This window comes from Saccharothrix sp. AJ9571, assembly GCF_021725495.1.
Lineage (GTDB): Bacteria > Actinomycetota > Actinomycetes > Mycobacteriales > Pseudonocardiaceae > Amycolatopsis > Amycolatopsis magusensis.
This window is the reverse complement of the sequence record NZ_CP091382.1, coordinates 4,693,986-4,707,765: the sequence shown is the minus strand read 5'-3', so window position 1 is coordinate 4,707,765 and position 13,780 is coordinate 4,693,986. Positions and strand designations below refer to the sequence as shown.

Annotated in this window: 13 protein-coding genes; 8 read left to right on the top strand and 5 right to left on the bottom strand. The window is 71.9% G+C overall.

Annotated features, from left to right (window positions below):
- Positions 1-33: 33 nt before the first annotated feature.
- The 4 genes from eccD to L3Q67_RS21665 all read right to left on the bottom strand — a co-directional run bounded on the left by eccD (position 34) and on the right by L3Q67_RS21665 (position 3,729).
- Positions 34-1,413 carry a ubiquitin family protein gene (eccD, locus tag L3Q67_RS21680; RefSeq protein ID WP_499191199.1) on the bottom strand — a complete coding sequence of 460 codons (1,380 nt, stop codon included), beginning with the start codon at positions 1,411-1,413 and terminating at the stop codon, positions 34-36.
- On the bottom strand, positions 1,410-1,742 hold the full coding sequence (locus L3Q67_RS21675; protein WP_499191198.1) for a YbaB/EbfC family nucleoid-associated protein: 333 nt from the start codon (positions 1,740-1,742) through the stop codon (positions 1,410-1,412). The genes eccD and L3Q67_RS21675 overlap by 4 nt, the downstream gene beginning before the upstream one ends.
- 11 nt (positions 1,743-1,753) lie before the next feature.
- Entirely contained in the window at positions 1,754-2,929 is a 1,176-nt protein-coding gene (locus tag L3Q67_RS21670; RefSeq protein ID WP_499191197.1) for a WXG100 family type VII secretion target, read from the bottom strand.
- Positions 2,930-2,991: 62 nt separating this feature from the next.
- Positions 2,992-3,729, bottom strand: a complete 738-nt coding sequence (locus L3Q67_RS21665; protein WP_499191196.1) for a WXG100 family type VII secretion target — start codon at positions 3,727-3,729, stop codon at positions 2,992-2,994.
- Between the two features lie 142 nt (positions 3,730-3,871).
- On the opposite strand from L3Q67_RS21665, the gene eccCa reads away from it, so the two are divergent.
- The 8 genes from eccCa (at position 3,872) to L3Q67_RS21625 (ending at position 12,562) form a co-directional block, all read left to right on the top strand.
- A complete protein-coding gene (eccCa, locus tag L3Q67_RS21660) occupies positions 3,872-7,831 on the top strand; it encodes a type VII secretion protein EccC (RefSeq protein ID WP_499191195.1) in 3,960 nt (1,319 codons plus the stop codon).
- A gap of 171 nt (positions 7,832-8,002) precedes the next feature.
- A complete protein-coding gene (locus L3Q67_RS21655) occupies positions 8,003-8,359 on the top strand; it encodes a WXG100 family type VII secretion target (RefSeq protein WP_282773434.1) in 357 nt (118 codons plus the stop codon).
- 18 nt (positions 8,360-8,377) lie between these two features.
- Positions 8,378-8,680, top strand: a complete 303-nt coding sequence (locus L3Q67_RS21650) for a hypothetical protein (protein WP_209669176.1) — start codon at positions 8,378-8,380, stop codon at positions 8,678-8,680.
- Between the two features lie 101 nt (positions 8,681-8,781).
- Positions 8,782-9,174 (top strand): hypothetical protein, encoded by a 393-nt coding sequence (locus L3Q67_RS21645; RefSeq protein ID WP_499191194.1) that lies wholly within the window; start codon positions 8,782-8,784, stop codon positions 9,172-9,174.
- Entirely contained in the window at positions 9,171-10,496 is a 1,326-nt protein-coding gene (locus L3Q67_RS21640; RefSeq protein ID WP_499191193.1) for a WXG100 family type VII secretion target, read from the top strand. The genes L3Q67_RS21645 and L3Q67_RS21640 overlap by 4 nt, the downstream gene beginning before the upstream one ends.
- A 19-nt stretch (positions 10,497-10,515) precedes the next feature.
- Positions 10,516-11,181: a RibD family protein gene (locus L3Q67_RS21635; protein ID WP_499191192.1), complete on the top strand. Its 666-nt coding sequence runs from the start codon at positions 10,516-10,518 to the stop codon at positions 11,179-11,181.
- Positions 11,174-11,608 (top strand): deaminase, encoded by a 435-nt coding sequence (locus L3Q67_RS21630; RefSeq protein WP_499191191.1) that lies wholly within the window; start codon positions 11,174-11,176, stop codon positions 11,606-11,608. The genes L3Q67_RS21635 and L3Q67_RS21630 overlap by 8 nt, the downstream gene beginning before the upstream one ends.
- Before the next feature lie 621 nt (positions 11,609-12,229).
- Complete coding sequence (locus L3Q67_RS21625; RefSeq protein ID WP_499191190.1) at positions 12,230-12,562, top strand: GatB/YqeY domain-containing protein; 333 nt, start codon at positions 12,230-12,232, stop codon at positions 12,560-12,562.
- Here L3Q67_RS21625 and L3Q67_RS21620 read toward each other — a convergent pair.
- Positions 12,559-13,758 (bottom strand): S8 family serine peptidase, encoded by a 1,200-nt coding sequence (locus L3Q67_RS21620; protein ID WP_499191189.1) that lies wholly within the window; start codon positions 13,756-13,758, stop codon positions 12,559-12,561. The genes L3Q67_RS21625 and L3Q67_RS21620 overlap by 4 nt on opposite strands.
- Positions 13,759-13,780 lie beyond the last annotated feature (22 nt).

Here is a 13,780-nt window from a genome sequence, read left to right as displayed (position 1 = left end):
AACCCGATGAACGGCGCGACCTCGCGGGTGTGGCTAGCCTCGGACGGCTTCGTAGACGCCGATGATGACGCCGACGATCGGCACCAGTGACAGCAGCACGAGGAACTCGGCGATGTCCATCAGGCGCGACCAGTACGGCGAGCGGTGCCCCTTGGCCACGCGCGCGGCGTAGACCAGGCAGACCACGGCGGCGAGCACCACGGTGAGCGCGGCGGCGAAGACCAGCGCGCGGTCGGCTTCCGTACCCAGCCAGATGCCCGCGCAGGTCAGCGCGGCCAGGCCGTAGCCGATCAGCACCAGCCGCTGCGGGCCACCGGCGTACGACCGCGACCGCAGCACCCAGGCGAGCCCGAGCAGCGCGGCCAGCCCGGCTTCCCACGCGCCGCCGTCCATGACGAGCACCACCGAGCTGCCGAGCACGACACTGCCCAGCGCGACCAGCAGCCCGGTGAGCAGGCGCTGCGCGTAGGCGGTCTGCCCGGCCATCGCCGCGCCGACCGACGGGCGTTCGTCGGCGCGGAAGGAAGCCATGTCGTCCGGGACGCGGGGCAGCGGAAGCCTGCCGAGCCGCAGCGCGAGCATCGGCGCGAACGCGGCCATCGCGGTGGCCAGCACCGCCAGCACACCCGCGCCACTGACCGGGCGCACGCCGGTGAGCAGCACGATGCCCGCCGCGGGCGCGGCGAGCACGGCGGAGACGGTGACCGCGACGAACCACGGCAGCCGGTCGGCCACGGTGACCGCGGACAACGCGCCGAACACCGCCACCGCGGCGAGCCCGGTGCCCAGCGGACCGGCGTCGAGCGAGAACACCGGGTGCGGCGGGAACGCCGACATCCCGGCGAGCAGGGCCGCGCCGATCCCGGCGAGCGCGGCGGCGGCACCCGCCTGGGCGTCGCCGTAGGCCCGGCTCAGCGCACCGCCGCCGAGCAGCAGGACCAGCGCCAGCAGCCCGCAGCTGACCGGCGCGAACAGGGTGCCCGCGAAACCGGCCTGCATCAGCACGGCGGCGCCGAGCAGCAGCACCACCGCGGCGGTGATCCCGGCCCGGCGGGCCAGGTCCGTGCCCCATTCGCGGTCGGACTCGCTCGCGCTGGCGATCGAGTCGACCACGTCGTCGAACAGCAGCGGCGCGCGCGGGCGTTCACGCGGGGTCAGGTAGAGCACCTCGCCGTCGCGCATGCCCGCGGCGGCGACGGTCAGCCCGGGGGCCAGTGGCGCGCCCCCGAGCCGCGTCAGCACCCAGCCGGGGTGCTCCGGTGACGCCTGCCCCTCGGCCCCGGCGAGCCGCACCAGCTGCGGCACCAGTTCGGCCAGCGTGCTCTGGGGCGGCAGGGCCACATCCACCCTGGCGAGCGGGGTCACCACGGTGACCCGCCGGGTGGTCGTTCCGGAGGTGAGGGTCTCGGTCACTGCTGCGGGGTCCCCGCTCCGGCGGCGTCGATCACCGGCGCGAACTTCGCCCGGCTGGCCTCACCGAGCTTGGTCAGCCCGTTGTTGACCGCCTCGAGCACGATCTCGCCCAGTTCCCTGGCCGGGAAGCGGCGCACGGTCTCGGGGTCGATGGAGATGTCGGTGAACCGGCCGTCGCCGCGCAGGGTGGCGACCACCTCGTTGCCGCGCGAGTAGCCCTTCACCTCCATCTTCTCCACCGACTTCTGGATCCGCTGCACCTGCTCGGTCTGCGCGCGGACCTCCTCGAGCAGCGCGTTCATGTCCGGGACCTGGTACGGATCGCTCATCTGCTTCCCTCTCAGCGGTCGACCGACACGGTGCCGTCGGCGTCGATGTCGATGTGCTGCTCGTATTCCTTGCCGTCGACGGTGAACTCGAGGTCGAGTTCGATGTCGCGGCCCATCGGCACCTCGATCGAGGTGGCCACGTCACCGTGCTCGGTCCTGATGACGATGTCGTCCCCGTCCCCGCCACCGGGGGCGGGCTGCTGCGGCACGGGCGCGGGGTCGGCGGGCGCGGGCAGCGTCTGGCCCGGCACGGCGTTCGCCGCGGGGTCGACCGGGATCCAGGCGTTGCGCGGGTCGATCAGGCCGGGGGCCAGCGAGCCGCCGGCGGCGCCCCCGCCACCGGCGGCCCAGTCCCACGGCGACTGGCCCTGGTTGCCGGTGAACCCGTTCAGCGCGGGCGGCAGGTAGTTGGTGAACCCGCCGGGCGCCGCGCCCCCGCCGGTACCACCGAAACCGCCACCGGTGCCACCGGTGCCACCGCCGAACCCACCGCCGATCCCGCCGGTGCCGCCGCCGATCGGGAGGCCGCCGTTGCCCGCGACCTGCTGCCCGGACGGGCTGGCCACCGAGGGCGGGGTCTGCGGCGGGGTCACCGGGGTGCCGCCGACGCTGCCGTTGTTCGGCGCGCCACCCGAGCCGGTGCCCTTGTCGCCACCGCCGAAGAGCTTCTCGATCTCGCCGATGATGGTGGCGATCTGGCTGATCTGCCCGGCCAGGTCGACCACGCCGAGGGTCTTGAGCAGCGCCGCGATGGCCTGGATGAAGCCCTTCAGCGAGGCGCTGGTCGCGGTGGACAGCGCCACCGCGGCGCCGTAGGTCCACGGGTTCGACATCAGCGAGGCCACCGTCGGGTTGACCGCGGCGACCACCGAGCGGTAGGCCTGCTGGGCGGTCTGCACCAGCGTGCCGGAGATGCCGAGCAGGTCCGCGCCCTTGCGCACCACGTCGATGATCTTGGTCAGCGAAGCCAGCGAGTCGGCGATCTTCTTCAGCGCCGATTCACTCGCGTTGCCCGACCACACCTTTTCCAGCTGCTTCGCCGCCCCGGCGAACTCGTTGAGCAGCGTGGCGAATTCGGTCGCTTTCTTCAGCAGTTCACCGACGTGCTTGGCGATCTGTTCCGGGGAACCGGAAACGATCTGCGGCAGCACGGTGATCGGCCCGCCGGAAGACGCGGTGGCGTCCATCGCGCTAGAGTTCGGGAAATACACTGCACACCTCTTCTTCTGTCCACGAGCCGGAAACGTATTCAGGCGAACGCCGGTCGATAGACGCTCACTTTCGCCGGCCCGTGGATACCGGAATCCACCAGGCCGTGGTTGTACAGCTGGCCGTTGTTGCCCGCGACGCCGATCAGCGAGTCCGCGACGATGACCACGTCACCCCCGCGCACCCCGCCGGGCACGTCACCCAGATCGCGCGCGGTACCCGAATAGACCTCGATCACCCCGACGCTGGCCTGGTTGTCCGCGTTGCCTTCGAGCCAGGCGTTGAACTGGGCCGCGTCGGAGAACTCCGCACCGGGTCCGGCGAGCCCCGCCTGTTCCATGTAGCGCAGCACGTTGCCGACCGAACCGGGCTCGCCGCCCGCGCCGGCGCTGTCGCGCACCGCGCAGGCCGCCAGTTCGGCCGCCACCGGGGTGCCCCAGATCGCCGGGAGCACCGAGCCCGCCGAGGGCGGCTTGCCGCCGTACCCGGTCGCGGCCGCCTCGTCGGCGGCCTGGTACTCGTCGGCGCACTGGCGCACCAGGTCGTTCACTTCCTGCATGAGGGTGAGCAGCGTGCGGACCGCGGTGACCTGCTGGCTCCGCAGCGCCGCACCGGCCGAGGCCACGGCGTCCCCGATGCCGGCGAAGGAAGCCGGGGGCACTTCGAGCCGTTCGAGGTCACCGGCGGAGTTCACGCCGCGCATGATGATCCCGCCGACGTTGCCCGCCGCCGAGCGCATCGCCTCCGGCTCCGCCCGGAACTCCTGGCTGCCGCCCATCACCCTCCCTTCCACCGGTCGCGACCAGCGTAAGGACGGCCGAGAAGGCCGACGGACGGCAAAAGTACCCACCGTGACCGCCTCACGAGTGGCCAAAATGAGCGGCAAAGTACCCACACGCACGAAGGCAGAACGGCGTTACATGACCCTGGCCCGAGACCGGTTGCCACTATCGGGTGAGCAGCCGAGCGAGATCGTCCTGCAGTCCCCGCCGATGCTGCCGAAGGGCGGTTCGGGTGGCGCGCTCCAGCTGATGTTGTTCCTGCCCATGATGCTCGGCATGGGTGCCATGTCGTTCGTCTACATCGGACGCGACGGCGGCGCGATGACCTGGGTGTTCGGCGCCCTGTTCATCACCGCCATGGGCGGCATGATCGTGATGTCGCTGGCCAGGGGCGGGCAGCAGAAGAAGGCGCAGATCAACGAGGAGCGCCGCGACTACCAGCGCTACCTGGCCGGGCTTCGCGGGCAGGTGCGGGACATCGCCGACAACCAGCGCTCGGCGATGATCTCGCTGCAGCCGGATCCGGCGGACCTGTGGGCCTACGTCACCAGCGGCAGGCTGTGGGACCGGCGGCGGCTGGACGGGCACTTCGGCCAGGTGCGCGTCGGCACCGGCCCGCAGCGGCTGATGACCCCGCTCAAGGCCCCGCAGACGGTGCCGCTGGAGGACCTGGACCCGGTGTCCTCGACCAGCCTGCGCCACTTCATCCGCACCTATTCCACAGTGAACGGTCTGCCGGTGGCCATCTCGCTGCGCTCGTTCGCCACGGTGGCGCTGAGCGGGCGCCGCGGTGAGGTGCTCGACCTGACCAGGGCGGTGCTCGCCCAGCTCGCCACCTTCCACTCACCGAACGACCTGCGCATCGCGTTGTGCGCCGCGCCCGACCGCCAGGCGGAGTGGGAGTGGCTGAAGTGGCTGCCGCACGCCGGTTCCGCCACCGGCACCGACGCGGCGGGCCCGGCGCGGCTGGTCGCCGACGACCTGGCCGGGCTGGTCGAAGCGCTCGGCCAGGACCTCGGCGAGCGCGCGCCGTTCACCCGGACCCCCGGGCACGGCCACGACCAGCCGCACATCGTGCTGGTGCTCGACGGCGGCAGGACCGAGGGCGACACGCGCCTGATGCCCTACGGCGGCAAGCACGGCGTCACCGTGCTGGACATCAGCAGCGAGCAGCCGAACGCGGTGCCCAGCGACCGGACCCTGTGCCTGCACGCCGATCGCACCCAGATGGGCATGCTGGTCGGCGAGGGCAGCGAGCAGCAGCTCGGCTTCCTCGGCGTACCGGACGGTTTGGACTCCGGGGCCGCCGAAGCGCTGGCGCGCCGGCTCACCGCGCTGCACCAGTTCGGCACCGTGGTCACCGGCGACAACCCGATGTCGTCCACCTTCGGCCTGTCCGGCCTGCTCGGCATCGGCGACCCGCGTGACGTGGACACCGCGGTCACCTGGGCCCCGCGCGCCGCGCGCGACCGGCTGCGCGTGCCGCTCGGCGTGGACCCGGACGGCCGCCCGGTCGAGCTGGACCTCAAGGAGTCGGCCGAAGGCGGGATGGGCCCGCACGGCCTGGTCATCGGCGCGACCGGGTCGGGCAAGAGCGAACTGCTGCGCACCCTGGTCACCGCGCTGGCCGTGACGCACTCGTCGGAACGGCTCAACCTCGCGTTGATCGACTTCAAGGGTGGCGCCACCTTCGCCGGGATGACCGGCCTGCCGCACACCTGCGCGGTGATCACGAACCTGTCCGAGGAACTGATCCTGGTCGACCGCATGGCCGACGCGATCAACGGCGAGGTGATCCGGCGGCAGGAACTGCTGCGCGCGGCCGGGAACTACGCCTCCGCCCGCGACTACGAGCGGGCCAGGGAGGCGGGTGCGAACCTGCGGCCGCTGCCTTCGCTGCTGGTGATCATCGACGAGTTCAGCGAGCTGCTTTCGGCCAGGCCGGAGTTCATCGACCTGTTCGTCTCGATCGGACGCTTGGGCCGCAGCCTCGGCATCCACCTGCTGCTCGCCTCCCAGCGCCTGGAGGAGGGCCGGTTGCGCGGGCTGGACTCGCACCTGTCGTACCGGATCGGCCTGCGCACGTTCTCCGCCTCGGAAAGCCGCGCGGTGCTCGGGGTCGCGGACGCCTACCAGCTGCCGCCGGTCCCCGGCTCGGCCTACCTCAAGGCCGACACCGACTCGCTGATCCGGCTGAAGGCCGCCTACGTCTCCGGCGAGCTGCCACCCCGGCTGGTGGTGCGCGAGCGGGGTGCGCCCGAGCAGCACATCGTGCCGTTCACGCTGGGTCCGGTCAGCTCCCCCGCCCCGGTCGAACCCCGTGACGACGAAGAGGTCGCGCCCGAGGCACCCGCCGACAGTTCGGGTGAGACGGTCATCGACGCCATGCTTTCCCGGCTCGACGGCCCGGCGGCGCACCAGATCTGGCTGCCCCCGCTCGCCGAACCGCCCACTTTGGACCAGCTGCTGCCGCCGCTCGGCGAGGAACCGGAGCGCGGCCTGTGCCCGGTGGGCTGGGGCGGCAACGGACGGCTGACCGTGCCGGTGGCGCTGGTGGACAAGCCCATCGAACAGCGTCGCGACCTGCTCTGGGCGGACTTCTCCGGGGCGGGCGGGCACGCGCTGGTGGTCGGCGCTCCGCAGACCGGCAAGAGCACGCTCCTGCGGTCGATCGTCGGTGTGCTGGCGCTGACCCACACCCCGGCGGAGGCCCAGTTCTTCCTGCTCGACATGGGCGGTGGCGCGCTGTCGCCGGTCGCCGGGCTGCCGCACGTGTCCGGGTACGCCACGCGGCGCGACGCGCAACGCTGCCGCCGCGTGGTCGCCGAGGTGACCACCCTGCTGGAGCAACGCGAGGAGTTCTTCTCCGCCAACGGGATCGAGTCGGTGGCGGAGTTCCGCAACCGCCGCGCCGAGTTCACCGAGAGCACCGACGGACGCGAGTTCGGCGACGTCTTCCTGGTGGTCGACGACTGGGCGACGGTCCGCAAGGACTACGAGCAGCTGGAGGAGCAGATCACCGGGCTCGCCGCACGCGGGCTCGGCTTCGGCATCCACATCGTGCTCTCGGCGAACACCTGGATGGGCGTGCGCGCGCAACTCCGTGACGCCATCGGCACGCGCTTCGAGCTGCGCCTGGGTGACGCGGGCGACTCGCTGATCGACCGCAAGGTGGCCCGCAACGTGCCCGCCGAGGCACCGGGCCGCGGCATCACCGGGGACAAACTGCACTTCCTCGGCGCGCTCCCCCGCATCGACGGCGACCAGCGGGCGGGCACGATCGGCGTGGGCGCCACGGACCTGGTCCGCCGGATCAGCGAGTCGTGGACCGGCGACCCGGCACCGCGGGTGCGCCTGCTGCCGCCGAAGATCGAGCTGTCCGGGCTGCCGACCGCGCCGCCGAAGAAGGTCACGCTCGGGGTCTCCGAGGCCACTTTGGAGCCCGTGCTGCTGGACTTCGCCGCGGATCCGCACTTCCTCGCCTTCGGTGACGTCGAGTCGGGCAAGAGCGCGCTGCTGCGGGTGATCGGCCAGGGCATCATGGCGGCCTACCCGGCCGACGACGCGGCGATCATCGTCGCCGACTACCGGCGTGGCCTGCTCGACGCGGTCACCGGCCGCCACCTGCTCGGTTACGCGGGCTCAGAGCCCACGCTGAGCGGTCTGATCAGCGAAGTGGTCCAGGCGATGCGCCTGCGGCTCCCGGGCCCGGACGTGACCGCTGAGCAACTCCGCAACCGGTCGTGGTGGACCGGCCCGGACCTGTTCGTGCTCGTGGACGACTACGAACTCGTGGCCACCGCGGGCAAGAACCCGCTTCTGCCGCTGCTGGAATTCCTGCCGCAGGCCCGCGACATCGGGCTGCACCTGGTGATCGCGCGCGGTGCGGGAGGTGCCGGGCGGGCCCTTTTCGAACCCGTGGTGCAGCGCGTGCGCGAACTCGGCTCGCCGGGGCTGGTGATGTCGGGGTCCAAGGACGAGGGACCGCTGATCGGTGACGTCAAAGCGGGCCCGCTACCCCCTGGACGAGGCACTTTGGTCTCCCGGCGGCTCGGCACCGGGCTGCTGCAGGTGGCCTGGACACCACCGGCGGACTGAGCAGGTCCGCCGGTCGTGGGTACAAGTACCGCCACCGCGACCGGCAGTTGTGCCGTTTGAACGTACTGCTGGCTTTTCTAGCGTGTTGTTCGCAGGCGAGCCGGAGAAAGTTCCAGCTCTGGCTCTTTCCGGAGATCTTTTTCCCGCGAGTTGAGAGGAGGTGGCCAGCCCGTGAGCAGTGCCGGCTACCAGAGTGATGCCGCGGCCATGACGCGTGCGGTCCAGGGGTTCGAGGAGACCGCGTCTGGCGCCAAGACCACCATGGCCAGCTTGGAGGCGGAGCTGACCGAAACGCTGCGCAACTACAAGGGCGACCAGGCGGTGGCGTTCTGGGACCTGCAGCGCAGGCTTCAGGAGAAGATGCAGCTCGCCGTCCGCGAGCTGGACACCATGTCCACGCTGGTCAACCAGAGCTTCCACAACTACGGCAGCGGTGACGCCGACGTGGCGCAGCAGCTGACCAGTGTCTCCAGCCTCGCCTCCGACGCCGGCGGCTCCGTGCTCGGCCGCCTGTCCGGCGCGAACTGACCCAGAGGGGAACCCGACATGGCCGACATGGTCGAAGTCAACTTCAACGCACTGCAGTTCAGCTCCGCTTCGCTGGCGGAGAAGGCCAAGCAGCTGACCGGTCAGCTGGAGACGCTGCAGCAGAACCTGCAGCCGATCAAGGCCACCTGGTACGCCTCGGGCAGCTCGGCCGGTCAGGCCGCCGAAGCCTCGGAGACCCGGCTGCGCCAGGCCACCGCCGACATCGTCGCGATCATCGCGCAGTTCGGCGGCAAGGTCGGCGAGGCGCACGACCTGCAGTACGCGCTCGAGAACCGGAACACCAACTACTTCGCCGTGTGATCGGCGGAGTTTCCCGGACGGCCGGTGCGAGCCAACCCCCCACTCGCACCGGCCGTCCGGCCTGCCGTCCCTGATTCGAGAAGGAGAACGAGGGAGTCGGGATGCAAGACCGGTCGTACTACGTTCACCTGGAGTCCTTGAAGGACTTCGCCAGGGAGCTGGAGATCCAGCTCGAGTGCATGACCAAGCCGAACGACTTCCTGCTCACCCTCGGCGGTGAGCCGCTGCGGTTCGGGGAGTTCGGCGAAGCGAGTTCCCTCGCCGAGGCGCACCGCGCCGCGGTGGCGGAGATGCAGGGGTTGCTCGACCAGGTCAAGGGCGCGATCACCTTCGCGCAGGACGTCACCCACACCGTGGCCGAGGGCTACCAGCAGGCCGACCAGAACGTCGCCACCGATCTGCACGTCACCGCGGGCAACGTGATCGGCGGGATCGTCTCGGGGATCGGCAACCTGCTCGGCGGCGGCGGGGACGGCAAGGGGGCCAAGGGATGACCGCGCACACCAACTTCGGTTCGTTCAGCCACCAGCAGCTCTACGCGATGCTGCACGCCGGGGACCCCGGCGGGGCCCGCGCGGCGGCGGAGAAGTGGCGGGCGGCCGGGTTCGGCCTGTTCGAGCAGGCCGACAACCTGATGTCCCAGCTGTCCGAATTCGAGGGTCACTGGACCGGTGGCGCCGCGGACAAGTACCAGGTGATGATCGACGACCTGGTCGGCGGCATCCGCAAGGTCGGGCAGACCGCGGTGTCCATGCGGCACCTGCTCGAGGACGCCGCCGACGAACTGGAGACCGCCAAGGCGCAGATGCCGCCGCCGGTGAGCGTGCCGGAGGTCTCCCCGGCTGACCTGTCGCTGGCGGTGAACCCGCCGCTGCTGCCGCCCGACACCACTCCCGATGTGGTGCAGGCGGCCGCGCAGCGCCGGGCCGCCGCGATCGGCAACGTCGAAGCCCAGCAGCAGGCCGCGAACGCGGCGAACGCCGCGCACAGCAAGGCGATCCAGGTGATGACCGACCTGGCGGGCGACTACACCGCCGCCGAGGAGTCGATCCCCGCTTCGCCGAACGCGGTCACCGCCCCGCCCCTGCCCGGCCCGGGAACCCCCGGTGGCGGCGCGAGCGGCGGCGGTGGTGGTGCGGTGACCACGCCGCCGCCCACCGGCATCTCGGTGGTGCCAGGGGCACCGCCGACCCTGCCCGGTGACGGCACGCAGCCGATGCCGATGCCGATCGACCAGGCCAAGCCGTCCAGCCCCTTGTTCGGCAACATGTTCACCGCCGGGCTGGCGGCCGCTTCGGCCGCGGCGTTCGGCCGTTTCGGGTCGATCATGCCGAAGGTGCCGCCGTGGGCCGGTGGCAAGAAGGACGGCGACGACAAGCTGCCCGGCGGGGACGGCTCCGGCAAGCTCGGCGACGGGTTCGGCGGTGGCGCGGCCGGTGGCGGCGGTGGCGGCGGCATCCCGATCGGCGGCGGCAGCGTGGGCGGCGTCGGTGGTGGCGGGGTCGGCGGGGTCGGCGGTGTCGATCTCGGCAGTCCCGGCGACGGCGCGGCCGCGGCGCCCGGCATGGCCGGTTCCGGTGGCGCGGGCAACGCGATGTCCGGCCTCGCCGGTGGTGCGGCCGGGGCGGCCGGTGCCGCCGCGGCGAAGGGCATGATGCCGATGATGCCCATGATGCCGATGGGCATGGGCGCGGGCGGGGACATGGGTTCCGGCAGGCGCATCCCGCCGTGGCTGGTGGAAACCGAGGACGTGTGGGGTGAATCGTCGGTGGTGGCGCCGTCGGTGATCGGCGAGGAGCCGGACGCCCCGCGGTGAGCGGCGGTACGGTGGCCTGGTGCCCAGGCCATACGTACTGCTCTCGGTAGCCGCCTCGCTCGACGGGTGCATCGACGACACCAGCACCACCCGGCTCGTCTTGTCCGATGAGGACGATTTCGACCGGGTGGACGCCGAGCGGGCGGCTGCCGACGCGATCCTGGTCGGCGCGGGCACCATCCGCGCCGACAACCCCCGCCTCCTGGTCCGCTCCGCGGAACGCCGGGAGCGCCGGGTCGCCGCCGGGAAGCCCGCTTCCCCGGCCAAGGTCACCTTCACCCGCACCGGTTCGATGGACCCGTCGTCGCAGTTCTTCGTGGCGGGTGATGTCCAGAAACTGGTCTATGCCCCGCCCGAGGTGGCCCCTTCGCTTTCCCTGGGCCCCTCCGCGACGGTGATAGGGGCCGCCGATCTCACCGCCGCTTTGGCGGACATGCATTCCCGTGGCATTTCCCGCCTGATGGTCGAAGGCGGCGGGCACATCCACACGCAATTCCTGGCCGCCGATGTGGTGGACGAAATCCACCTCGTCTACGCGCCATTCTTCGTCGGTGAAAGCGCTGCTCCGCGATTCGTGCACCCGGCCGATTTCCCGCAGTCCCCGGCGCGGCCGATGTCCTTGGCCGACGTGCAGCAGATCGGCGATCTGGTCCTCTTGAAATACCGGGTGACTTCGCATGACTGACCACGATTTCCTCGCCAAGGCCATCGCACTGGGCGATCAGTGCCCGCCGTCGGCCACCTTCCGCGTCGGCGCCGTCATCACCGCCGCCGACGGCACGATCCTGGCCACCGGCCACTCCGGCGAAACCGACCCGCACGACCACGCCGAAGAAGCCGCCCTCGCCAAACTGGCCGCCGACGACCCGCGCCTGGCGGGCGCCACCATGTACACCTCGCTGGAACCGTGCAGCAGCCGCCGCTCGCGGCCGAAGACCTGCACCACCCTCATCCTGGAAGCCGGCATCCCGCGCGTCGTCTTCGCGTGGCGCGAACCCACCCTCTTCGTCGACTGCGTCGGCGCCGAAACCCTCACCGCCGCCGGCGTCACCGTCACCGAACTCCCCGACCTGGCCCCCGCCGTCCGCACCACCAACGCCCACCTCCTCTAACCCCACCCCCACACACCCGAACCCCACACTCGCGCAGCCGAGTCCCACGTTCAGGCAGCCGAGTTCCACATTCAGGCAGCCCGGCCGACGCTCGGTCCGGCGAGTCCCACACTCGCGCAGCCGAGTTCCACATTCAGGCACCCGAACCCACAGTCGAGGCCCCGAGCCCGCGCTCGCGCCACCGAAATCCACACCCGTGCAGCCGAACTCCCCGGTCGGAGCCCCGAGCCCCACCCTCAAGCACCCGAGATCCACACTCAAGCAGCCGAACCCCACGTTCAGACACCCGAGCCCCACGCTCGCCCAGCCGAGTCTCGCGCTCGCGCCACTGAGAGCGACATCCATGCAGCCGAACGCCATAGTCGAGGCCCCGAGTCCCACACTCAGGCAACCGAGTCCCACACCCGGGCAGCCGAGATCCACACTCGGGCAGCCGAGAGCGACAGTCGCGCCTACAGTCGAGGGCCCCGAGCCCCGCGCTCAGATCGGCGCCCGGCCCCACCACCAGCGACACGAATGTGGCTTTGGGGGCCGAATCCGCCCCCAAAGCCACATTCGTGTCCTCAGGCCCCCCGCCGAATTCTGTTGCGCGATTATCGGCGCGAAGTATTGTCGGGCAGCGTGCGTACTGATCTTCGACGTGGGCTGACCCAGGCCATCAAGGGCAAGGACCGCATCGCTGTCTCGGCGATCCGGTCGGCGCTGGCTGCCATCGACAACTCCGAGGCGCCCTCCGTGGAGCACCACGCGACGACGTCCGTCCCGATGGGCGTCGGGTCCACGGAGGTCGAGCGCCTCCACCTGACCGACGCCGATCTCCACGCCATCGTCGACAACGAAGTCCAGCAGCGCGCGAACGCCGCCGAGGAGTACGAGCGGCTTGGCCGCGCCGAGCAGGCCGAGCGCCTCCGCGCCGAAGCGGACGTGCTCCGCCGCTACCTCCCGGACGCTTAGGCGCGACGGCCGGGCCGCCACCCGCGTGTCCGGCCCCGCCGGAAGGTGGCCACGATCAGGCCGACCAGGGCCGCCACGCCGACACCGGCGATCGCCACCACGCCCGCCATCTCGTTGACCGGTGGCCGGGCGGGGGCGGCGGCCGGGACGATGGCTCCGGCGACCGGGCGCGGCAACGGGCCGCCGGGGCCCACGGCGTCCGGCGGGATGTCGGCCGAGACCGCGGTGTAGGCGTCCACCAGGCCCCAGCCCTGCCGCGGGTCGTGCGTGCCGCCGGGTGGGCGGTTCGCGGTCAGCGTGAGCCGGGTGATCACCTGGTCGGGCGTCAGCTCCGGCCGGTAGGCCCGCAGCAGCGCCGCCGCGCCCGCGACGTAGGCGCCCGCCATCGACGGGTCGGTCACCGGCCACCGGTGCGCGAGTTTTCCCTGTCCCCCAGCCGAAACGCTGACCAGGTCCGCGCCAGGTGCCGACAGCGAAAGGTGCCTGCCCGACTCCCGTTGCACCGGCTGCATCTGCTGGTTCAGCGAGCCGACCGCGAGCACCCCGGGCGTCGCCGACGGGTAGGTGACCGCGCCCTCCTCCTTGGCCGAAGCCGCCGAGATCACCACGGAACCCCGCCGCCGCGCGTCGTTCACGGCCGCGGTCAGCGCGGGCGAGTCCACCGGCGACGGCACGGCGACCAGGATGACGCCCGCCTTCGCGTCCGCCGCGGTGATGATCGCCGCGGCCAGTGCGTCCGGGTCGGCGCTGTCCGCGGAGTTGCCGCCGGGCCGTAGGTAGCGCACCGGCAGCACCTTCGCGCCTGGTGCGACACCGGCGAAGGTCGTCGACCGGTTCTGCCGCGCGGCGACGATGCCCGCGGCGACCGTGCCACGGCCGTCGCAGTCCGGTGCGGGCGCCGTCGCGCCGGCGCCGATCCCGCGCACCGGCAGCACCTGGTCGGGCCCGAACTGCGCGTTGGCGGCGTCCACCCCGGTCCCGATGACGGCGACGGTCTGGCCGGAGCCGTCGGTCAGCGGCCACACCCGCGAGGCGTCGACCACCCGCTGCCCCCACGGCACCGCGCCCGGGTACACCCCGGACGGGTTCGCGCAGGCGCTCTGCGGGGGCGGCGCCGAAGACGGCTGGGCCGCCGCGCCAGGGGTGAGCACCGTCGCCGCCACCAGGACGGCGGGTACCGCACGCAACCACCTCACGCGGCGACCCTAAGCCGCGCGA